The sequence below is a fragment of the Bdellovibrionota bacterium genome, assembly GCA_040386775.1.
Classification (GTDB): domain Bacteria; phylum Bdellovibrionota; class Bdellovibrionia; order Bdellovibrionales; family JAEYZS01; genus JAEYZS01.
In genome coordinates this window covers 47,508-68,084 of the sequence record JAZKEU010000024.1, presented here as the reverse complement: position 1 = coordinate 68,084, position 20,577 = coordinate 47,508, and the positions used below count along the sequence as shown (strand labels likewise).

Annotated in this window: 24 protein-coding genes; 10 read left to right on the top strand and 14 right to left on the bottom strand. The window is 38.6% G+C overall.

The features are described from left to right. Both V4596_14250 and V4596_14245 read left to right on the top strand, forming a co-directional pair. A partial coding sequence (locus tag V4596_14250; GenBank protein ID MES2770300.1) for a hypothetical protein occupies positions 1 to 907 on the top strand: 907 nt, incomplete at its 5' end. 2 nt (positions 908 to 909) lie between these two features. Further along, a complete protein-coding gene (locus V4596_14245) occupies positions 910 to 2,154 on the top strand; it encodes a tetratricopeptide repeat protein (GenBank protein ID MES2770299.1) in 1,245 nt (414 codons plus the stop codon). A gap of 22 nt (positions 2,155 to 2,176) precedes the next feature. Here V4596_14245 and V4596_14240 read toward each other — a convergent pair whose 3' ends face one another. Further along, complete coding sequence (locus tag V4596_14240; protein ID MES2770298.1) at positions 2,177 to 2,710, bottom strand: hypothetical protein; 534 nt, start codon at positions 2,708 to 2,710, stop codon at positions 2,177 to 2,179. A gap of 178 nt (positions 2,711 to 2,888) precedes the next feature. On the opposite strand from V4596_14240, the gene V4596_14235 reads away from it, so the two are divergent. The 3 genes from V4596_14235 to V4596_14225 are packed head-to-tail and all read left to right on the top strand — an operon-like array spanning position 2,889 to position 5,511. Continuing rightward, positions 2,889 to 3,392, top strand: coding sequence for a DUF2203 family protein (locus V4596_14235; protein ID MES2770297.1), 504 nt, complete (start codon positions 2,889 to 2,891; stop codon positions 3,390 to 3,392). After that, the gene (locus tag V4596_14230) at positions 3,346 to 4,959 is read left to right on the top strand and encodes an NAD+ synthase (protein MES2770296.1); all 1,614 of its coding nucleotides are present in this window, start codon (positions 3,346 to 3,348) and stop codon (positions 4,957 to 4,959) included. The genes V4596_14235 and V4596_14230 overlap by 47 nt, the downstream gene beginning before the upstream one ends. Positions 4,960 to 4,995: 36 nt before the next feature. Continuing rightward, entirely contained in the window at positions 4,996 to 5,511 is a 516-nt protein-coding gene (locus V4596_14225) for a hypothetical protein (protein MES2770295.1), read from the top strand. Here the strand turns inward: V4596_14225 and V4596_14220 are convergent. Continuing rightward, positions 5,508 to 5,792, bottom strand: a complete 285-nt coding sequence (locus V4596_14220; protein MES2770294.1) for a 2Fe-2S iron-sulfur cluster-binding protein — start codon at positions 5,790 to 5,792, stop codon at positions 5,508 to 5,510. The two genes, V4596_14225 and V4596_14220, sit on opposite strands and share 4 nt — an antisense overlap. A gap of 136 nt (positions 5,793 to 5,928) precedes the next feature. On the opposite strand from V4596_14220, the gene V4596_14215 reads away from it, so the two are divergent. Beyond that, positions 5,929 to 6,540, top strand: coding sequence for a 3'-5' exonuclease (locus V4596_14215; protein MES2770293.1), 612 nt, complete (start codon positions 5,929 to 5,931; stop codon positions 6,538 to 6,540). Here V4596_14215 and V4596_14210 read toward each other — a convergent pair. The 7 genes from V4596_14210 to mdh form a co-directional block, all read right to left on the bottom strand. Continuing rightward, complete coding sequence (locus V4596_14210; GenBank protein MES2770292.1) at positions 6,537 to 7,748, bottom strand: hypothetical protein; 1,212 nt, start codon at positions 7,746 to 7,748, stop codon at positions 6,537 to 6,539. The two genes, V4596_14215 and V4596_14210, sit on opposite strands and share 4 nt — an antisense overlap. Beyond that, positions 7,745 to 8,761: a helix-turn-helix domain-containing protein gene (locus V4596_14205; protein ID MES2770291.1), complete on the bottom strand. Its 1,017-nt coding sequence runs from the start codon at positions 8,759 to 8,761 to the stop codon at positions 7,745 to 7,747. The genes V4596_14210 and V4596_14205 overlap by 4 nt, the downstream gene beginning before the upstream one ends. Continuing rightward, positions 8,758 to 9,525 carry a tetratricopeptide repeat protein gene (locus V4596_14200; GenBank protein MES2770290.1) on the bottom strand — a complete coding sequence of 256 codons (768 nt, stop codon included), beginning with the start codon at positions 9,523 to 9,525 and terminating at the stop codon, positions 8,758 to 8,760. Before V4596_14200 ends, V4596_14205 begins: the two co-directional genes overlap by 4 nt. Positions 9,526 to 9,732: 207 nt before the next feature. Then, the gene (ndk, locus tag V4596_14195) at positions 9,733 to 10,164 is read right to left on the bottom strand and encodes a nucleoside-diphosphate kinase (GenBank protein MES2770289.1); all 432 of its coding nucleotides are present in this window, start codon (positions 10,162 to 10,164) and stop codon (positions 9,733 to 9,735) included. Between the two features lie 12 nt (positions 10,165 to 10,176). Then, on the bottom strand, positions 10,177 to 11,043 hold the full coding sequence (gene sucD, locus V4596_14190; protein ID MES2770288.1) for a succinate--CoA ligase subunit alpha: 867 nt from the start codon (positions 11,041 to 11,043) through the stop codon (positions 10,177 to 10,179). Between the two features lie 2 nt (positions 11,044 to 11,045). Continuing rightward, positions 11,046 to 12,212, bottom strand: a complete 1,167-nt coding sequence (sucC, locus tag V4596_14185; protein ID MES2770287.1) for an ADP-forming succinate--CoA ligase subunit beta — start codon at positions 12,210 to 12,212, stop codon at positions 11,046 to 11,048. A 19-nt stretch (positions 12,213 to 12,231) separates the two neighbouring features. Beyond that, positions 12,232 to 13,173, bottom strand: a complete 942-nt coding sequence (gene mdh, locus V4596_14180; GenBank protein ID MES2770286.1) for a malate dehydrogenase — start codon at positions 13,171 to 13,173, stop codon at positions 12,232 to 12,234. Positions 13,174 to 13,840: 667 nt separating this feature from the next. Here mdh and V4596_14175 point away from each other — a divergent pair. From V4596_14175 to V4596_14160, 4 genes are all read left to right on the top strand, one after another. After that, the gene (locus V4596_14175; GenBank protein ID MES2770285.1) at positions 13,841 to 14,431 is read left to right on the top strand and encodes a hypothetical protein; all 591 of its coding nucleotides are present in this window, start codon (positions 13,841 to 13,843) and stop codon (positions 14,429 to 14,431) included. After that, the gene (locus tag V4596_14170; protein ID MES2770284.1) at positions 14,419 to 14,847 is read left to right on the top strand and encodes a hypothetical protein; all 429 of its coding nucleotides are present in this window, start codon (positions 14,419 to 14,421) and stop codon (positions 14,845 to 14,847) included. The genes V4596_14175 and V4596_14170 overlap by 13 nt, the downstream gene beginning before the upstream one ends. Positions 14,848 to 14,888: 41 nt before the next feature. Further along, positions 14,889 to 15,269: a hypothetical protein gene (locus tag V4596_14165; protein ID MES2770283.1), complete on the top strand. Its 381-nt coding sequence runs from the start codon at positions 14,889 to 14,891 to the stop codon at positions 15,267 to 15,269. A 104-nt stretch (positions 15,270 to 15,373) separates the two neighbouring features. Continuing rightward, on the top strand, positions 15,374 to 16,198 hold the full coding sequence (locus V4596_14160; GenBank protein MES2770282.1) for an undecaprenyl-diphosphate phosphatase: 825 nt from the start codon (positions 15,374 to 15,376) through the stop codon (positions 16,196 to 16,198). A gap of 243 nt (positions 16,199 to 16,441) precedes the next feature. Here V4596_14160 and V4596_14155 read toward each other — a convergent pair whose 3' ends face one another. The 5 genes from V4596_14155 to V4596_14135 all read right to left on the bottom strand — a co-directional run bounded on the left by V4596_14155 (position 16,442) and on the right by V4596_14135 (position 20,482). Continuing rightward, positions 16,442 to 16,576 (bottom strand): hypothetical protein, encoded by a 135-nt coding sequence (locus V4596_14155; GenBank protein MES2770281.1) that lies wholly within the window; start codon positions 16,574 to 16,576, stop codon positions 16,442 to 16,444. A gap of 232 nt (positions 16,577 to 16,808) precedes the next feature. Beyond that, a complete protein-coding gene (locus V4596_14150) occupies positions 16,809 to 17,906 on the bottom strand; it encodes a site-specific integrase (protein ID MES2770280.1) in 1,098 nt (365 codons plus the stop codon). Beyond that, positions 17,896 to 18,249 carry a helix-turn-helix domain-containing protein gene (locus V4596_14145; GenBank protein MES2770279.1) on the bottom strand — a complete coding sequence of 118 codons (354 nt, stop codon included), beginning with the start codon at positions 18,247 to 18,249 and terminating at the stop codon, positions 17,896 to 17,898. Before V4596_14145 ends, V4596_14150 begins: the two co-directional genes overlap by 11 nt. Continuing rightward, the gene (locus V4596_14140) at positions 18,239 to 19,693 is read right to left on the bottom strand and encodes a hypothetical protein (GenBank protein MES2770278.1); all 1,455 of its coding nucleotides are present in this window, start codon (positions 19,691 to 19,693) and stop codon (positions 18,239 to 18,241) included. The genes V4596_14145 and V4596_14140 overlap by 11 nt, the downstream gene beginning before the upstream one ends. A gap of 81 nt (positions 19,694 to 19,774) precedes the next feature. Next, complete coding sequence (locus V4596_14135) at positions 19,775 to 20,482, bottom strand: hypothetical protein (protein MES2770277.1); 708 nt, start codon at positions 20,480 to 20,482, stop codon at positions 19,775 to 19,777. Positions 20,483 to 20,577: the final 95 nt, after the last annotated feature.

The window sequence follows — 20,577 nt, the reverse complement described above, 5'->3', positions numbered from 1 at the left end:
TAAAGTTGTCTGTGTTGTCGATAAGACATTGATGATAAGCGTATCCGCAAAAAACACTTTTAAAAATAATCGAGGACAAGCGGTTCTCGAGTATGTACTTCTGACTTTCATTGTCGTGGTAGTGCTTGGGCATATCATTGCGGGCCTTGCTTATGGTACTCAGAGATTTGCGCAAAATTATTTCGGAGATTATTTTCAGTGTTTGTTGGAAACAGGGGAGCTTCCTACTCTGGGTTCTGACAAGGTTCCGAATACGGAATGCGATGAAACTCATGAACCTTTTACTTTCAAAGAAGGAAGACCTGTTGTTTTCAATGATGTGAGTGGACCGAGTGATCAATTTCCAAACGGGAGCAGTGATACAGATAGTTCACAAAACGACGCTGACCCTAGCGGTTCGAGTGGATCTGGTGCTTCTGGCGGAGATGGTGGCCCCGGAGCGGGATCCTTAGGTGGTAGCGGAAGCGATAGTTTTACAGATGGATTTGGTGGAAGAAATAAAAAAGTACCATTGAGTGCCGCTGATAAAAAAGGCAAAGATTCTGGAGCAGCTGGCGCATCGGGCGGACAAGGTGGTTTTAATAATTTTGAACAAGCCGAAGAATTTGGAGAGGATGGAGAGGGAAGGTCTTCTTACATTCCTATATATGGGCAAGGACAGTTGAAAGATGAAGAAAAAAAATCTGACGATGTGGTAAAAGCTACGGTTGAGCAAAACCCTGAGCAAGTATTGAGAGGTAAAAGAGTTCCTGTTAGTATAGCTAAAGAAGAAGAAAAGAAAAGCTCAGCGGATGAAAATATAACATTACCAGATTTTCTTAAGATCATAATTATTGCAGCAATCATTTTGGTCATAGTGATATTCTTTGGTGGTCAGGTTATGAACTACAGTAAGAGTCAGGATTGATAATGAAGAATTTTTTGATTTATATTTTAATCATAACAATTGCAAGCTCGGCCCAAGCTGAACTCAAAGTTGCTATGAAGAAGAAATCAAAATCCTCTACTCAAAGTGAAATTGAAAAAGCACTGGCGCAGAATCAAAAATCACAAAGTAAAAAATCAAACAAGAAAATAGCGAAGAAGAAAGGTGCGCGAGGTATTGCCTCCGTAGATAAAGTAGGAATCAATGAGCAGATTGCCGCATTAGAAGCGCGACCAGAAAAAACTAAAAAAGATTACATAGCGATCTCTGAACTCTACGTGAAAATTAAAAACTACAATAAAGCCATCGCCAATTTAAAATTGGCAAATAAACCGCAAGCCATAGAGGTTTTGGATCTTTTATCTAGGATCTATAATACAACGGGTGACACACAGGAAGAAATCAGGGCGCTAGAGTTAATCAAGATTGACGGCAAAGCCACTCCGGGCCAGTACACAAGATTGGGAGATGCTTACAGAAAAATTGGTAAAATTGTTGAAGCTATTCCAGTTTACAGGGAGTCTATTGTCAAAGCTCCTAAGTATGAAAAAGCTTACCAGGGACTCTTTGAAGTTTATTTGGATCAAAAGAATTCTTATGATGCTCGGCTTGTCATTATTGAGGTGATGGAAAAATTTGGAGATAAAAAATACTGGCTCAATGAATTTTGTAAAATCGAAATAGATCAAAATTATCATGATAGCGCAAAACAAGTTTGCCAAAAAGCGATCATGAAAGATCCTAAGAATGCAGACAACCATGTGAACTTGGCATTGGCGTTCAAGAATACAGAAAACGAAGATCAAGCAAGAAAAATTTTATTTAAAGCAGCAAAGCAATTCAAAAAATCAGAGATCACTCAGTGGAACGCAGGTCAAATGAGTTGCGCGATCAAAAACTGGGAGCAAGCTTCCGAGCAATTTAAAGCATGTGTAAAGTCCGATGCAAACTCTGGAAGATGCTATCTAGGTTGGGGCAAAGCCCAGTTTGAACTAAAAAAATATGACAAAGCTCTTGAGTACTTAAATAAGTCTTGTCCTTATGTCAAAGGAGCTGATGTAGAAATCAGAAGGTTGTCTTACGAGCTAGATAAAATCAAAGATACAAAAAATTCAAAAAAATACATGAGTGCAACAGATAAGTGTTCTACGGATTGGTTCAACTACGCCAAGAAAAACAAAGAAGCTCCCGTTTACAAGATCAATACGGATCGTTGTTTCTTTCCTTAGCCGGTATTTCTTCCAGTATTTCTTAAATGTAATTCAATAAATTTTCTGAAAGCTTTTCTATAAGAATGCATTTCACATCTTTATCCTGGGCGAATCCTGCTGAAAAATTTTTAGTTTTTGAAAGTTCGCCCGTAAGATAAAGAGTATTTTTCGTAAAAGAACGTTGGTTTTTCAGATCCAAAACTTGAATTCCTGCCTTGATTGCTTGATCCATGACTTCAAAAAGCTTATAAAATTTTTCTGTCTCAAGAACAATTACAGTATCAGAAATACTCGCTTTATTGAGATAATAGAAAGCCTGTAGAGATTCCATATTGGTGTCATTTGTAAAATAACCACCTATTGTAGAGGGATGTGATTTTAAGCGCTCAAAGGTCTTTTTAAGATTATTACAGGAAATGAAAACAACGAAGTTTCCATTCAATAAACTGAACATATCTATGAGTTTAACCTCTCTAGCAAGCTCATTAATCAGCGGCAAAGCAACCAGTTCAGAGCTGAATTCTATGAGAGAAAATTCCTTATGTTCGTTAGTTTGAGCAGAAAATATTTTCATCTGGATCTCCCTAAAGAACAAATACTTCTACTTAATCCGTCCGGCAACCCTCAAACTGACTTTAGACGTCTTCCTGCATTAATTCTAGACCTTGCCCTTTAACCGTCGGAGTCAAAAAACATGTCATATTTTTGTTGAAACTAGTTCGTTAACGAGCAATAAATTTCGACGGGGGAACATGGGGATGTTTGACGGGGGAACGCTGGATCCATCTAAGAAATTAGATGGCGGTCTAGCTAAAATCATAGAGCTTAAGCCGCGCAAGGTGTTTGATTTATCAGGCATCAACGAACTTCTTCCTATTGTTCACAGAATCACAAAGCAATACTCAGAAAAAGTAAATAAACTCATTCAAAAATTAGAACACATCGGTGGCCAAGAAAAAATGGTTGCGGATACTGAAGTGGAAATTAATGATCTGATTCAAGAGTGGCAGGTCAAAATGGAAAAGCTTGGAGCAGTAACAAAAGGTCTTTGGATCGCGGATTTTGATTCAGGCGATGGCTATTTTTGCTGGAAGTTTCCTGAGGAACAAATTTTATATTGGCATGGATATAGAGATGGCTTTTCGGGGCGTCGTCCGGTAAAAGATTACATAGAGAAGCTTAGATCAGATAAAGTAGAGCAGGACTCAGATGAGAATCGCAACAGCCCAAATAAACACCCACATAGCGAACTTTGAGCAAAACTACCAAAAAATAATTGAATATTCTAATAAAGCAAAAGATCAAAAATGTGACTTGGTTCTTTTTCCCGAGCTAGCACTCTTTGGATATTGGCCATCTGATCTTCTTGAAAGAAAAGAACTTGTTCAAGAACAAATCAAATATATAGCAAAACTAAAAAAGAATATTCCATCGGGAATTGGGATTCTATTTGGCGCGGTAACGGTGAATCCTGGAAAAAAGGGAAAGTACTATCACAACTCGGCAGTTTTTCTAGAAAGAGGAAAGAAAGAAAAAGTATTCCACAAAGAACTTTTGCCCAATTACGATGTTTTTGAAGAGGTCAGGCAATTTGAAAGAGGCAGTCTTTCAAAAGGGATTTTAAAATTCAAAGGCAAAAAATTCTTAGTTACAATTTGTGAAGACATTTGGGGTTGGGGAGATGCTTGGATAGGAACTCGCTATCCCAAGAATCCCCTAGAAGGTCTAAAAAAATTAAAACCCGATTATATATTAAATATTTCTGCATCACCCTATGCCATCAATAAATCTGAAAAGAGAAAAAAAGTTGTGGCGAAAACGGCGTCATACTTCAAAGTTCCTATGGTTTATGTTAACCAAGTGGGCGGCCAAGATGAAATTATTTTTGATGGAGGAAGCTTTTCCGTAGACGGAAAAGGGAAAGTCCTTTCGCAAAGTTTATTTTTTGAGGAAGATCTCAGCGTTATTGATTTCAAAAACAAAAAAAGTGGAAGCCGCCTGCCATCTGAGATCGAAATAGTGAAGCTCAGGAATGCCCTAGTTTTAGGAATCAAAGATTATTGTAATAAGAATGGGTTTAAGAAAATTCACCTAGGGCTGAGTGGCGGAATTGATTCGGCTCTTGTCGCATGCCTAGCTTGTGATGCTTTGGGCCCTAATCGTGTAACTACCATTGCGCTTCCTGGTCCATTCAGTTCTCAGGTGAGTTTTGACTTGGCTTTGCAGCTTGCTCAAAATTTAAAGTGCCAGTTCACAAATGTTGATATCAATGGCATCTACAGAACGGCTATCGATGAGTTCGAAGTAAGTTTGGGTGTAAAAGAATTTGGTCTTATGCACGAGAATCTCCAGTCACGACTTCGCGGTATGACTTTGATGGCTTATTCTAATGCAACAAATAGTCTTTTACTTACGACAGGAAATAAATCGGAATATGCCATGGGCTACTCAACCCTGTATGGAGATATGTGTGGTGGTCTTGCCCCAATCGGAGACCTACTAAAGGGGCAGGTTTATGATTTGTCACACCATTACAACAAGAATTCTCAAATTATTCCTGAAGAAATCATCACAAGAGCTCCAACTGCAGAGCTTAGAGAAAATCAAAAGGATCAGGATTCGCTTCCTCCGTACCCTGTTCTAGATAAATTAGTAGAAAAGTTCATAGTTAATTGTGAACCTCCTAAGAACGATTTCGAAAAAGATATTTTTAACCGAATAATGAGAGCTGAATTTAAACGGTGGCAGGCAGCTCCTATTTTAAAGGTGAGCGATCATGCCTTTGGCACTGGACGACGATATCCAATCACTTGGAAAATTTAATTTCTATACGTATAATAAATATTAAGAGGGGATTTTATGTCTAAACTATTTGTTATACTAGTTGCTATATATTTGGTGGGTTGCACCACTACACAGATTAAAGAACCTAAAGCAAAATGGAAAGTTCTTAATAACTCAAATCCAACAGAGGTTTCTCCGCACTCAAACTTTGTACCGAGCGGAACGGAACTCATATTCACTTCGGCAAAACACTTCACTGAAAAAGACAATCAAATCAATATTGAGCTTTCACCTGTAAAAAGATGTAGCCTATCAACAACTTTTGATAAAACTAAGTTTAGTGATCTAACGTCGAACACCGTTTTAACGGTTGTGGGATATAGAGGTGAGACTAGCGAATTGGTTTTGTCTGAATCTTCTTACCATCAATATTTTCTTTCTTGCGTAAGTAAAGAAGAGCAAAAAAGAAAGACAAGCTCTGTGAAAAAGAAAATGGTAGCTAAGAATGAATGGAAAAAATCAGTGGTGGAAATCGATGACATTCAAAAAATGTCACCACTATTAAAAGTAAAATTCATTCCGCAAAACTAAGGAATCTCAATCTTTAGATTATTTAAAGGACAAAGCTGACAAGCAAGTCTCTCGTCAGCTTCAAATTGCAAATCCTCGGCACGCTCTAGTTCAACTTCATTTCTCTCGGGCAAAACTTTAAGATCAGATTTTACTAAAATACGGCAAGTTCCACAGCTTCCCATGCCGCCACAAGAATGATCAATATTGATGTCATGCTTAAGTAAGAGTTCAAGGATAGAGGCTTCGTTCTTAAAAGAGAGGTCTAAATCGTCGTTAACGATGGTTATTTGCTGGCTCATAAGCAAATATATGCCATGTTTGGCTTGTTTATACAAAAATATATGACGCCTAGCTTTGAAAAAATGTGACTTGAGATCAAAAAACTTGAAAGAACATACTATAGATTTTAATGTCTTTTTTATTAGGGGTGCGTTTGTGAACTTTATTTCTTTCGATTTAGAAACGACTGGCTTTATTGCGGGTGTTGATCAAATTACAGAAATTGCTGCTGTTAAATTTATTGATGGAGAACCTGCGGGTTTATTTTCAACATTAGTTAATCCTAAAAGATCTATTCCCGAGGAAGTTCAAAGAATCACAGGAATTACACCAGAAATGGTTCAAGATAAGCCTGGTATAGATGCGCTATTGGATTCTTTTGCAGATTTTTGTGCCGACGACATCATCGTTGCCCATAATGCCAACTTCGATTTTCAATTCTTGGCGGCGGATATTCAAAAGCATGAATCTCGTGCACCCAAAGGTTTTGTTTTAGATACTTTAGCGCTCTCTAGAAAAACAATTCCAGGTTTAATGAATTATAAACTTGGAACAATTGTTCAGCATTTAAAAATCAATACAGAAGTTTTCCATAGAGCTCAGCACGATGCTACTTATTGCGGACACTTGTTCAATAACATCATTCAAAGAATGACGGTGAACAACCAAATGCCATCACTTGAAACGTTGATGCAATTGAGCGGTAAACCCCTTAAGTTTCCTCAAATTGAGAGAACTCACAAACAGCTAGATCTACTTAGTTTTTAATTTTCTTTTACAATTATATTGTTGGTGTAAATCCACGGAACCCATCTATTTCCTCTAGGGATTGGAAGTTTCGGATTTACGCGCACTTCAATTCTGTAGGCTCCTGGAGTTGAAATGTTTAGAACTGTTTTGAGAGACGTTGAAGAAGAATAATTTTCTCCATCTTTTTTAATGGTGATTTGGAATGGAGCCTTCATTCCCTGCGGTAATTCAATAATGAGTTTTAAATCTTTTTTGAGAATAACCTCTGAACCGAGTGGATAATCTTTTTCCCCATCGCGAATTTCTACATAAAATCCTTTAGGTGAGCCCAAAAAATCCAAAGACATATAGAACTGTCCATCTCTTAGAGCTTTGAAAATTTTTTGTTTGTCTTTTTTGTAATCGCCGGTGAGTTCAGTATTTAAGAGGACGTGATTGCTTAGGAGTCCAAAAGAAGTTTCATAGCTCGGGAATTTTAAATATTTCTCATCTGAGATTGGAACTCTGGCGGTTGTGTCGTTTCCAGCAAAACCAACTATCTTTTGTTTTTTGTTCAACTGATCCCAAAGTGCCAATTCATCTTCGGGATTTGAATAAATACTCAAGAAAGCCATGCTGGGATTAAAAGAGTAAAGTACTAAACTCATAAGAGTTCTAGTTTTTGCTTCTTTCCAAGTTTTATCCAACACACTTTTTAGATTGATAACCTCTACACCGTTAAGACCAATCGGATAGTCATTTTTCCAATTGTATCTCGAGTAGTAGGGATGGGCGAGTACAATAAAATCATTTTGGGGTCTTTGGCTCTGAGATAAAATATCTGCAAAGAAAACTTGAGTCTGAGATTGCCCAGCAGGGGGCTCGTCATTATTTCTTGCTCCGTAATAAAGGAGACGAGAATCAAAATAAGAATATTCTCCACCTGTTAGCACCAGCATATCTTGAAAATAACCTTCAATAAATTCTGGACGGGAAGGTAGGTTTACTTCTGTTAAAATAATCCAATCTAACTTAGAATTTTTTGCGTATTGAAGTACGTCGCTATAGCCGGCACTACCTGTGCTTGCGTTAGAGTGGACATTCGTGACACCACGGTAATCATAATATCCTGGAGGATTTTTGGAATTGATCTCGGGCACCACAATTTTAAACTGATAGAGGCTTAAGAATATTCCATAGAGTAGAAAGGCGAGTACAAAAATGCTAAAGACAAATAACTTTTTCACGGATAACTGATCTTAGTAGGTTGCCCCAAATTCCCTGGAACTCCTTTGTCTCTCCCGTTGTGAATGATGTTGATAGCTCCGCTATCACTCACGTTAAGGTTGATCTTTGTGCCCGCTTTGATTGTTAAGAATTGTTCGGGCTTGAGCTTTACTGTGCGCTCACTTTCGCCGTCTTTAGAATATCTAATTTCTACATTATCTAAAGCCTCGATAATAAGCTGTTGAGGTTTACCAGCGACAATTTTTTTCTCTTCCACGGGTTTTACTTCCGCAGGCTTTATCTCAATCGGATTTAAAGGAGCGACCACGGCAGGAGCACTGGGTTTTGGTGGAATAACGGGAGCAGCTGGTGCTGTTACAAGTGGAGTTGGAGAGAGCGGAGGTTTTATGGCTTCAACGAGTTTGGGTTCTGGTTTTTTCTCCTCAGGCTTTGTTTCTTCTGGTTTTACTTCGATAGGTTTGATGTCCGTTTTGACTTCTGCAGGTGTTGTGACTGCAGTGTTAGGATCATTTATAGGACCTTCCGTAGTTGGGGTAGCAGGAGTCTCGACAATTTCGGTGGGAAGTTGAGATTTAACGACTTCTTTTTGTTCTTTAGCAATTTTTGATTCTTGCTCATATTTGCTAACAACTTTTTGAATAAAGTAGATAAATACAATTGCAACGATAGCTGCAACTGTGTAAGCGATCTTTTTGTACATTTCAAATTTGTTTTGAACTTCTTCATGAGAAACTTGAGATGAAGTTCCGTCTTCCGTAATTTGGGGCTTTGGTTTTGTAGACCCATGAGCTTCAAGAAACCTCTTCATGACATCGTCAACATTGAGTTCTAAATATCTTGCGTAAGTTTGCACAAACCCTCTTAAGAAAGGTTTTGCAGGAAGCGTATCTTCGTCACCATTTTCAATGGCAGTAATGATCTTGTTATTTATTTTAGTCGCGATGGCTACATCGTGAATGGATAATTTCTTTTTTTCTCTAGCTTCTTTGAGTTGGTTTCCAATTTCTTTCATTTCTTATCCTGTTCAATCACTTTAAGCAGTGAGCGAGATTTCTCTGCATATTCACTTGCAGGATAAAGTTTTGAAACTTCTCTCAAGCGAACTAAGGCCATTTCTTTTCTTCCCATCTGGTAATAACTTAAACCACTTAAAAAATGTACCTCTTCAGGGTTATTCTGGCACACTTTAATGCCACGATCAAATACTCCTCCAGCAGAGTCGTAATCTTTAAGCTTCATCAAAGTTTGTCCATAGTAATTGTAGGCAGGACAATAATCTTTGTTTAGCTTGATCGCAGAGTGAAGTTGTTCTTTGGCAGCAAGATAATTATTTTTTCTCAAGTATGCTAAACCTAAGTTTGTTTGTACTTTTTCTGGCTGATTGTAAGTTAAATCTTTAAGGGCTGTTTTGATTTCTATGATCGCTTTGTTATATTTGCCTTGGGCAATGTAAACGCGGCCTAGATTTGTACGGGCATCTGTGTATCTTGGTTCTGCCTTCAAAGATCTCTGAATATAATCTGCAGCTGTTGTGTATTTTTCTCTAGCAAAATAAAGCATTCCTAAAGAATTTAAAACAACAGGATTATCGGGGGCAAACCGTTCAGCTTGTAGAAGATTGGTGAGAGCTTCGGGATAATTATTTTGCGCGAGAAGATCGTTTCCAATTTGTAGATATAAGGCAGCTTTACCCTCATCTTTTTCTGACGTCGCGCACGAAGTTAATGTTGTTGCAAAAAGACCTATATAAATAAGGAGAAAAGTTTTTGTTCTCACTCTATATTTTTATCAAGAGCTGAGGGTACTTACAACACGGTTGATGGATGTGAGGTTTTTTAGATAAGGTGTGTTAGGACCAAAGGCTATGTAGATTGCGAAGTCCGTAAAGACTGTCGCCCGTCCGTGGTTGACGATTCTTGAAACCCACGCCATCCGGGCGTGGCTCCTTCGGTGTAAAGTTTCAAGAATTCATTTAGAAATAGTTTAATTACTAAGATTGCAGATTTCGTTTTTTTCGAAGAAGAGAGAGAGTTCTCTCTCTGCTGAAGTTGGAGAGTCAGAGCCGTGGACAGCATTTTCGCCCATGTTGTCCCCGAATTTTGCTCTCACTGTACCAACAGTAGCTTTCTTTGGATCAGTTGCGCCCATGATTTCTCTGTTTTTCGCAACTGCGTTTTCACCAGATAAACACATAAGTAGAACCGGACCTGAAGTCATAAAGCTAACCAATTCACCGAAGAATGGACGAGCTTTGTGTTCAGCGTAGAATTCTTCCGCTTTACCTTTTGTTAATACGGTCAATTTTGCAGCAGCAACAGTTAGTCCGTTTGCTTCAAACATTGAAATGATATCGCCGATTGCGTTCTTTTTGATCGCGTTAGGCTTGATGATTGAAAATGTTTTCTCTAATGCCATGAATGTCTCCTTTTATAATGACGCTTTTAATGTTGTTCCTAGGTCAGCAGGTGATCTTGCGATCTTACATCCTGCAGATTGAAGTGCTTCAAACTTCGCCTCAGCAGTTCCTTTTCCGCCACTGATGATTGCACCAGCGTGACCCATTCTTTTACCTTTAGGAGCTGTACTACCTGCGATAAAACATGTCACTGGTTTTTTGAATTCGCGCTTGATGTATTCAGCCGCTTCTTCTTCAGCAGATCCGCCGATTTCCCCAATCATAATAACAGCTTCTGTGTTTGGATCTTTGTTATAAAGTTCCAATACATCAATGAAGTTTGTTCCATTCACAGGGTCACCGCCGATACCTACGCAAGTGCTTTGACCAAGTCCTAGAACAGACAATTGATGAACCGCTTCGTAAGTTAAAGTTCCAGATCTTGAAAGAACGCCGATTTTTCCTGGCTTATGAATATATCCAGGCATAATCCCGATTTTACATTGTCCCGGAGTAATAACTCCTGGGCAGTTTGGTCCTACAAGTCTTGATTTAGAAGTCAGAAGAGCTTTTTTTACTTTCACCATATCTAAAACAGGAATTCCTTCCGTGATACAGATGATAAGTTCAATTTGTGCGTCGATCGCTTCCAAGATTGCATCCGCTGCAAATGGAGGTGGAACGTAGATCACAGAAGCATTACATTTTGTTTTGTCTTTTGCCTCTTGAACCGTGTTGAAAACTGGAAGTCCGATATGCTGAGTCCCACCTTTTCCGGGAGTTACTCCGCCAACCATTTTTGTTCCATATTCAACTGCTTGTTGAGAGTGGAAAGTTCCTTGGGCGCCAGTAAAACCTTGGCAAATTACTTTTGTATTTCCGTCGATTAAAATGGCCATGATTATTTCCCTTTCACGCTTGCGACAACTTTTTTCGCAGCATCAGTTAATCCATCCGCTGTGATCAAGTTGAGACCGCTTTCTTTTAACATCTTTTTACCAAGTTCCACGTTTGTTCCTTCAAGTCTTACAACCAATGGAACTTTTAATCCTACTTCTTTTGAAGCAGCTATCACGCCTTCAGCGATGATGTCACATTTCATGATTCCACCGAAGATGTTAACGAGAATTGCTTTTACGTTTTTGTCTTTAAGAATAATTTTGAAAGCCGCCGTCACTTTCTCTTTATTAGCGCCACCGCCCACATCGAGGAAGTTCGCAGGACTTCCTCCGTGCAATTGGATGATGTCCATCGTCGACATAGCAAGGCCCGCACCGTTAACTAAGCATCCGATTTCGCCATCTAACTTAATGAAGGCAAGATCGTATTTGCTGGCTTCGATTTCTTCTGGGTTTTCTTCTGAAAGATCTCTCATTTCTACAACTTCTGGATGTCTGTAAAGAGCGTTCGAATCAAATCCCGTTTTTGCATCGAGAGCTAAAAGATTTCCGTCTTTTGTCTCAACAAGTGGGTTGATCTCAAGCATCGCAGAATCTTTTGCTACGAAACAGTCGTAAAGACCTTTCATAAATTGGAAAGCTTGCTTGTGAAGTTCTTGAGGAATGCCGATTGCGTAAGCTAATTTTCTAGAGTGGAAAGGTTGAAACCCTGCCGCTGGGTCAATAGTTACTGTGATGATTTTTTCTGGAGTGTTGTGCGCAACTTCTTCGATGTCCATTCCACCTTCAGAAGAGGCCATCATTGCCACGTGGCTAGTCGCTCTGTCTACGAGACATGCGATGTAATATTCTTTTTTAATGTCGCAACCTTGTTCGATAAGAACTTGGTTTACCAGTTTTCCTTCGGGACCCGTTTGCGGAGTCACCAAAGTCATTCCAATAATGTTCTTAGCATGAGTTCTAACTTCGTCTAAAGATTTTGCAACCTTTACGCCGCCGCCCTTACCTCTACCACCTGCATGAATCTGAGCTTTTACAACCCAAACACTTCCGCCGAGACCTTGAGCAACTTTAACTGCATCTTCTGCAGTCTTTGCAATTCCACTTTTTAAAATTTTTACGCCGAAATCTTTTAAAAGAGATTTGGCTTGGTATTCATGTATGTTCATTTATCATCCGATCTTTTGCTTAACTAATTTTTTTAAGGGCTTCAACGAGTTCTTTAACTGCTCCAACTGAGTGGTCGAGCATTTTCTTTTCTTCTTCGTTCAATTTGATTTCAATAACTTTTTCCATACCTTTTCCGCCCAATACACATAAAACGCCTACGAATAAACCTTTTACTCCGTATTCGCCATCAAGTAGAGCCGCGCATGGAAGAATTCTTTTTTGATCTTTGAGAATAGCTTCAGCCATTTGCACTGCTGAGGCGCTTGGCGCGTAGTAAGCAGAGCCAGTCTTTAGAAGACCAACGATTTCTGCTCCACCTTCGCGAGCTCTCTTCACAAGAGCATCAACTCTTTCTTTTGGTAACATCTCTGTTAAGGGAACTCCGCCAACCGAACAATGTCTTGGCATCGGAACCATTGTGTCACCATGACCACCCAGTACGAAAGCTTGAACGTCTTTTACTGAAACATTTAATTCTTCAGAAATAAAAGTTCTAAATCTTGCGCCATCGAGAACTCCGGCCATCCCGATAACACGTTCACGTGGGAAGCCCAAAGTTTCTTTTGCAACAAAAGCCATAGCATCAAGTGGATTAGAAACAATGATCGCCACTGAGTTTGGAGCGTATTGTCTTACACCTTGGCAAACTTCTTTCATGATTTTTGAGTTTGTAGCAAGTAAGTCATCTCTCGACATTCCTGGCTTTCTTGGAATTCCTGCCGTAATAATCACAACATCAGAATCTGCGATATCTTTATAATCTGAAGTTCCTGTAATCTTAGAATCGAAACCTTCTACGGGAGAGGATTCATAGAGATCAAGAGCCTTACCTTTTGCAGCTCCTTCGTTCACATCAAGAAGAACAACGTCTCCTAATTCTTTTTGCGCCGCCCAGTGAGCACAGGTTGAACCCACAAAGCCTGCTCCAATAACCGAAATTTTCTTTCTACGGTGTAACATAATAGTCTCCTTCGACTTAATATCTAATGCTGTGTTTTTCTAGAGGGTAATAACCCTGAATAGAATGAATTTTGGAATCAGCTAAGGATATCAAATCTTCAGACATAAACAAACAATGACTTCAGGCGTAGGTCCATTCTTACGAAGACCACGCTGACAGAAAGCCTTCAGACAGTTCTCATGGTAGAAACTTGCGCATAGGAAAGATTCGATACTCGGACGGGCGGAGGGTAAAAAAAAAGCCTCTAAGTTTCCCTAGAGGCTTTCAAGACGAAAAGTAATCGTTAGATTACTTCTTCTTTTTCTTAGCTTTCTTCTTAGTAGCTTTTTTCTTTGTAGCTTTCTTAGTAGCTTTTTTCTTCTTAGCCATGGTTTTCCTCCCTATGGTGGTTTTAACATTGTTGTTAGTTCAATGTTGTTCAATCTAGGTTTAGTTTACACTCGTGACCCTTATCGTCAATAGTAAATTTTAATTTTTTAGTCTTTTTTTTGCATCTTCTATCAAAAAGAGGACCTTTGCATGATTATTCACGCGCTAATTTTGATTTTCGGATTGTTGTTCGTACTTCGAATTTACATTTTCAACGAGCGAAATCGCATTTTTGATAATCAAATACTTAAAAACTCACTCACGATTATCGTGTTTTTGACACTTTTGTGTTGTTCGATGTTGTTTGATAGATATTTTTTCGCATGGATCGCTGTTGTTGTAGCAATTCTTTCGATAGTAGTTACAATTTTTGTCACCGCACACTTTCGCGAGAGAAAATTTCGTCAAGATTTTGTCGATTTCATTGATCGATTGATACTTCAGGTACGATCAGGGAGCAGTTTTCGTAATTCACTAGAGGTTTCCAACACAAAAACACCTTCATCAAGTCGTTTAAAGATCGAAAAAATAATCGAAGTAGTACATTTTTCTCAAAAAATAGAAACTTCAAACGCTTTTGTGCGCGAAATCTTCGAGGAATTGAGCTCAGTGCAGCGTTTTCCACATAAAACATTGGATCGGCTATGCGCATTTCGCAGAAAAATTAAAATTGAAGATGATTTTCGACGTAGGTCCGGCCGAATTGTTAGACAAGTGCGCATACAAATCACTTTTTTGTTCATTATGTATGTAGGAGTGATGATTTTTGTCGGCATGAGGTTTGGTTTTATCGAGAATATGAAAATTATTTTATGGTCGATGGCGCTTTTTGCCGTTGGGATGGCAGGGTTTTTCTATTTAGGAGTTAAAAAGCAATGGAAGATTTAAGTTTTTTACTAAAATTGTGCTTGCATGTACGTGTTTCGATCGAGGGAGGAGAAGCTTTGCGTGTTTCTATCCTCCGATTTGGGGATTTAGAAGATTCTATTCATCATCTCAAACTCAAACAATGGCTGACGCATTTTGATCAATCAGACGGTGAGAACCAAGCGGAGAGCTTTTTTGCTAATCATCATACGCAAATCTTTCTGGAGATTCTTTCTCAAGGGCTCGCAGGACATTCTATTTATGAAAGAATCAAGGCCGTGGAAGAAGAGTTCATTGAGGTTTGTAAGGATGAGTTTCAAAGGGAGCTGGATAAACTTCCTTATGTGCTGATGATCCCGCTTTTATTATTTATGTTCCCAGCTTATTTACTTTTGTTGTTGGGGCCGATTTTAAATTTGTTTTTAAGAGAACTTTAATTGTCGTAGGAATTACGGCCAAAAAGAAAAAGAGGATACAGATGTATTTAATTATACTGGTTTTAATTAGCTTTGCGGGCAAAGCTTCGACTCTGGATGATCGCGCGCAGATGCTATTGTCTGCCAGAGATGTCAAAAGCTTAAAGATAAAGATCAACTCTATGAATGGGCTTAAAAAAACTGAAGTAGCTTGTGGGTTTGAACTTTCCTCTGAAATGATTCCTAAATCTTGTTATCGATTAAAGCACACGAAAGAAAAAGAGGAAATCCTCGATCAAGCTTGCGAAAGAGCATCTTTGAAAATAAATGAACCTGTAAGTCTTGTGGGTTTGAGCAAGAGATGTGCTGACTTTGTAAATAAAAAGAACAAGGACATTCAATATACGCAATCTGAGGCAAGCCCTGAGGATGTTTTACGCTAGGCCTGATGCAGTACTTTCTAATGGAAAGTACTATTTACTTCTCTTATATATATGTAAGGATTTATTCTTCTTATATATAGTTTTATTAAAGATGGAGAAACATCATGGGTATCATCGGCGATATTATTCTGGGTATTGTTCAGGGTTTGGCAGAATTTTTGCCAATCTCTAGTAAAGGCCATTTAGTTTTAGCTCAAAAATTTTTGGGTTACGAGGTTCACGACCTTGCCTACGATCTTGTTCTTCACCTTGCTACATTACTTGCGATCTTCGTAGTTTTCAGGAAATTCTTAGCTCATCTGATTGCTCAGTGTTGGATATCGATCAAAGAAAGAAAAATGAATGCCGGTATGAGGCTTGCGCTGATGGTTGCGTTTGCGACAGTTCCTGCTGGAATTATTGGCTTGAAATTCAAATCATTTTTTGAAAGTCTTTTTGGAAACATTACGGTGCTAGGCTACGGATTTATTTGGACGGGATTGATTCTTTTTCTAACAAGAAGAATTAAATCTAAGTCCATCAATATGATTTCCGATGCTCCCGACCAACTCTTAAAAGAATTCGAAACAGTGTCTTATGGTAAAGCTCTGATCGTTGGATGTTTTCAATGTTTAGCTCTTTTGCCAGGAGTGAGCAGATCTGGAATGACTATCGCTGCGGGATTGTTTGCTGGAATGACTGGCGGAGCGGCGAGTGTGTTTAGTTTTATGCTATCTATCCCAACAATTCTGGGAGCAGCGGTCTTAAAGCTCAGCGAGGTAGAAAATCTAGGTGAGCGCCTACCAAGTTATTCGATAGGTTTTGTTGCTTCATTTATTTTTGGATTGATCGGATTAAAAGTAGTATTGGCTGCGGTAAAGAAAAACAGATTAGAACTTTTCGCAGCCTACGTATGGATATGGGCCATCATCTGTCTTTTTGTGATGTAAAAAACTATCCAAAGGACAGATTTAATAATCTCTAAAATATGCCGAAGAATAATCAATAGTTGTTTATTCATTCGGACCTCCTTTGTTTGCGAAACAAATGAGGTTCATCCAAGGAGGGAGCTTGCTAAGCAAGCTTCCTTCTTGCATTTTAAGGGCCTAGGTATAACTCAATGGATTCTCTAATAGAATAAATTGTGTCCGAAAAGTGAATTAGAATCCGAAAACAGACGGGCTGTTCGCAGTCTATTTTGTTTCTAGGATATGAATTTTTTTAGAACACTCAGGAAATTCTTCGGGTTGGCAGATACAGGGATTGCAACCTGCCCAAGCAAAGTTTCCGAAGATAGTAACCGCAAGTATTAAAAATAAATTTCTCATAATTTTTCCCCTTATGTGCATTTAAGTTATGCTTCCATATGATAAAGGGTATGTCTGTTGATAAATATCAATATGAGCCTTGTGAATTAACAACGACTTGTATTTTGATCTGACTGAATAGAAGAAGTGGTCCAGTATGGACCGCAAAAAAATGGCTCAGGCGGTGAGCCGCTTATAAATAATTGTTTATATTGAACAAAAATTTAAGGCAACTACGAATAACTACTGAGTCCTATAAATTAGCGTTGGATAGGCTTAAAACCTGCCCATCTGTCGGTTTCTGATAAAAATTCAAGCAATCTGTGGCGCCCTGCACGTCAATTCCAGCCATACGCATATAGATCATCATCGTGGTCATATCCTTCCATCCACCCATTTTCATCACTTGAGCAGGAGGGACACCTTTTCCTAATAGCATAGTGGCCCAAGTAGCTCTTAAATCGTGGAAGCGAATTGGAGGGAGATTGTGACCGATCAAAAACTTTTGAAGCTCTTTGGCCTGCCCACCCTTATCCCAATAAGGATTGCGGGGGAGAACAAAAGGAGTAGAGTTTTTTGATAATTTTAGTTCTTTTAAAATTAATAAAAGATGTTCATTAATAGGAACAACCCTCTCGTGTCCCGATTTAGTTGATTTAAATCCATCTTTCGAGTTCCAAGCAGTATCAACGGTAATCTGCTTGGTTTCAAAATTGATTTTATCCCAAGTTAAAGAATAAAGCTCACCGCTTCTAAGGCCGGTGTAAACTGCTAAAACCCATGTTTCATACCATTCACTTCCAAATTCTTTTGCTGTTAATAAAAGTGCTTTAACTTGTTCTTCGGTTAGAACTTTTTTAACTCGATCACTAATTTTAAAGCGATATCTGGGTGTTGGATTGGACTTGATGTACCCGCGTTCAATCGCACAGACAAAGACTGCTTTAATGAATTTCACAAGATTTTGTTGATGGGCTACGGATTTGTGGCCAACACGCTTTTGTACTAGAATTCTAATCTCGTGAGTTGTTATTTCATTTATTAAACGCTCACCCCACTCTTCTAAAGTATGGGCTCGAAGGCAAAAACCATAAGTATGGATTGTTCTCTCAAGTAGGCCGCGTTCTCTCATATCTTCAAGAAACTCAGATATCATAAGCTCCCAAGTAGGGATTTGTTGCCCTTGAATTCTTTTTTCAACTTCGATCACGAGCTCTCGATAAACTCTTTGAGCTTCTACTTTGCTTTTAATCCCCTTTCTTCGCAAGCTAACTGGCTGACGAGTAATTGGGTTTCTCTTAGAGAAAGAAACCGAATAAGCTTCGGTCTCTGGGTCAAATTTAATATTCATGCTTACCTCTTCTGTGAGTAAGCAACAATTTGCTGAGTTCTTCTTTTCGATAACGATTTCTTCGACCAAACTTATAAAATGGAATTTGGCCATTGGAACTCGCATTCCGTAAAGCCTTCACCGAAATTCTTAAAAATTCGGCGGCCTCACGACTATCTAACCATTCAGTTTTCAAAGAACTTTCACAGATGTCGTCATTTGATGCGTATAAAATATTAAGCTCAGGGGGCGCGCTGAGCCCCCATACTTGAGTAATCTTATTTCTCATAGAAGGTGCGGTTTTACAATCGTCATAATTGTCAGGTTCGTCATTATGGAGATTGCTTGAAATTTTAATACTCATAACTAACCTCTTTGCGCTCTGGAGGATTTTTAAAGTATATTCTAATTGTTCTTTCGTCAGCCGTGCGTGGTAGACGCTTAACCAATATTCCTTTTGTTTTTAATAAGGGCTCAACTCTTTTTAGCCATCCAGAAAAGGCTCTCGGGCTGCGTGGCCCTCCAGTTTTACGACGGTCTCTAAACAAACGTCCCATTAGCGAGTGAGCGGTTCCTTCTATGGCTCCTTTTTCCTCGCGTTGGAGTCTATCAAAAATAGCACAACAGAGCTCGTCTCCCCAGAATGCATTTTCAGTCTGCTCTGAGCGATTTTTTTCGTAGGCTTCCATAAACGAACCAGGAGCAAGCTTCAAAACTTTTTCCAATGCTAAACCCATGCGGCAAAAATCCGTCATTCTAGGAAGATTATTGTTTGGGATTGAGGGTAGCACGCGCAAACATTCTGATAAGAGCCCGTAAAGTCCGCCAAGGAGTTGCGGTCTATTTTCTTCAAACTGACGATCAAGCTCTGATTCAGCAACTCTATTTTTATTCTTAAATTCTTTTAACTGAACGGTGATGCATCTATCTAGAAAGTCGGGTCTATTGCTAGGCTCATCAATGCCGTTAAGAATACATGAGCGATGCAGCTTGTAGAACATTTCCTCGTGGTCAAAGTATAGTTTTCTTTTTGAAAGTCCTCCACCCGTGGAGAGTCTGCAAAAAACATCTGCCATAAAGTGTGTAAGCCCTGAAAGATTATCAAAGACTAATAAATAAGAGTGAACTGAGGCCACTAAAATGTCGCTCACATCTTTAGGAGATGAAAAAAAACACGGAGACGCGGGGTCGATCAAAGCCTTTATTCTCTTGGACAGCATGCTTTTTCCAGATCCTTGAGGCCCTTCAACAACTAAATGAGCAAAAGAACCACGATCACGATCAATAGCTTTCAACATAAAAGTTAAAATCAAAATCAACATATCAAAAGATACTGGAAATATTGTTTGTAATAATGGGATGAAGATCTTTTTGTCGGTTTTAATGGGAATTGGTAAAGGTTGCTGTTTGTTTGGACGAAGAAAATGAACATTTTTCGGTTGTTGAACTCTAAACCCTTTTTCGTTGATAGAAACAACATTATACGAGTCGTCGTTTAAATCAATTTGAATAGCTTCTTCTGTTCTCCCAATGCGCACATTGACCTGTTCTATATGTACACTTGCTAGTGCCAACAATTCCTCAATAAGCTCGTCTCTGAGATACGATGATACGCCCCACTCTCTCTTGCGCACGAATTGAATAAACCAGTCTCTCCATTGGGAAGAGCTGAGTATAAATGTTTTCTGTTTGCTATCGTCGTTTATCGTGATGCAGGACTCGCCATTATCGCCACGAAAAAGTTTTGCTGACAATTCTTCTGTTAATACATCGAGAATTTCTTTTAATTCGACTGTTGATTCAGCCATACAATACCTCCTTTGGTTTGTTAGGAGGGGTATATATGTGAAACAAATTGAGTTATCACGGACAGTGGAAAGAAAAAGAGACTAGCTTCTGTCCGCTTTTTTCTGTAAATCTCTGAAATGCTCTCGGGCGTATCTTCTAAAGGACCTTCTAAAATTATCGTAAGATATTAAACCGTCATCATTGTCATCTGTGCTGGTTCGTTCTCCGTCTCGCAGGACAAGGCAATAGTCTTTATATTGTAAAACATTTTCTTCCACAAAACGTTTGAATGAATCGTCCTGCTTACTGCCAAGCTTTTTCTTCATGGCGATTTCAACTAAGCATAAATTTCGATAGAATTCGTATTTAGTATAAGTCCGAGGAGAGGAGAATGGTTTTCCTTTGTAAGGCTTTCGTTCAATTTTATTTTCAATTTCTTTTAAGTATTCAAATGATTTCGTAAAGACATCAGAAAGTAAATACGTGGGTTCATTCCAAGGTAGTATAAAGTTAATATCATTAAAATCTTTAGTTTTTAAATCCCACTCGGCCTTTTTAAAAGCTTTTTTGTCTATTTTTAAACTATTATTTTTTGTGAGACGCTCTGACATCTCCTTAATCTTATTAAAAAATATTGTGGTTTCACCTGAGAATATTTCATGGACTAGGAACGCGGCGATTTGATTGATTTCATATTCAAATAGGAGTGTTAGTTCAGAAAAAAATTCCGACTCATCCATAGATAAGAAGGATTTGCTAAGTTGAAAATCTTTACTAAAAATTGCTGTTAAAGCAAATTCATTGTTCAATGTCTTATGTTTCTTCATATGGAAGTGGATAAAGTAAAGGACGGCTATTGAATACCTAATATATAGGAATTATCATTTTTACTATATATCAAGGT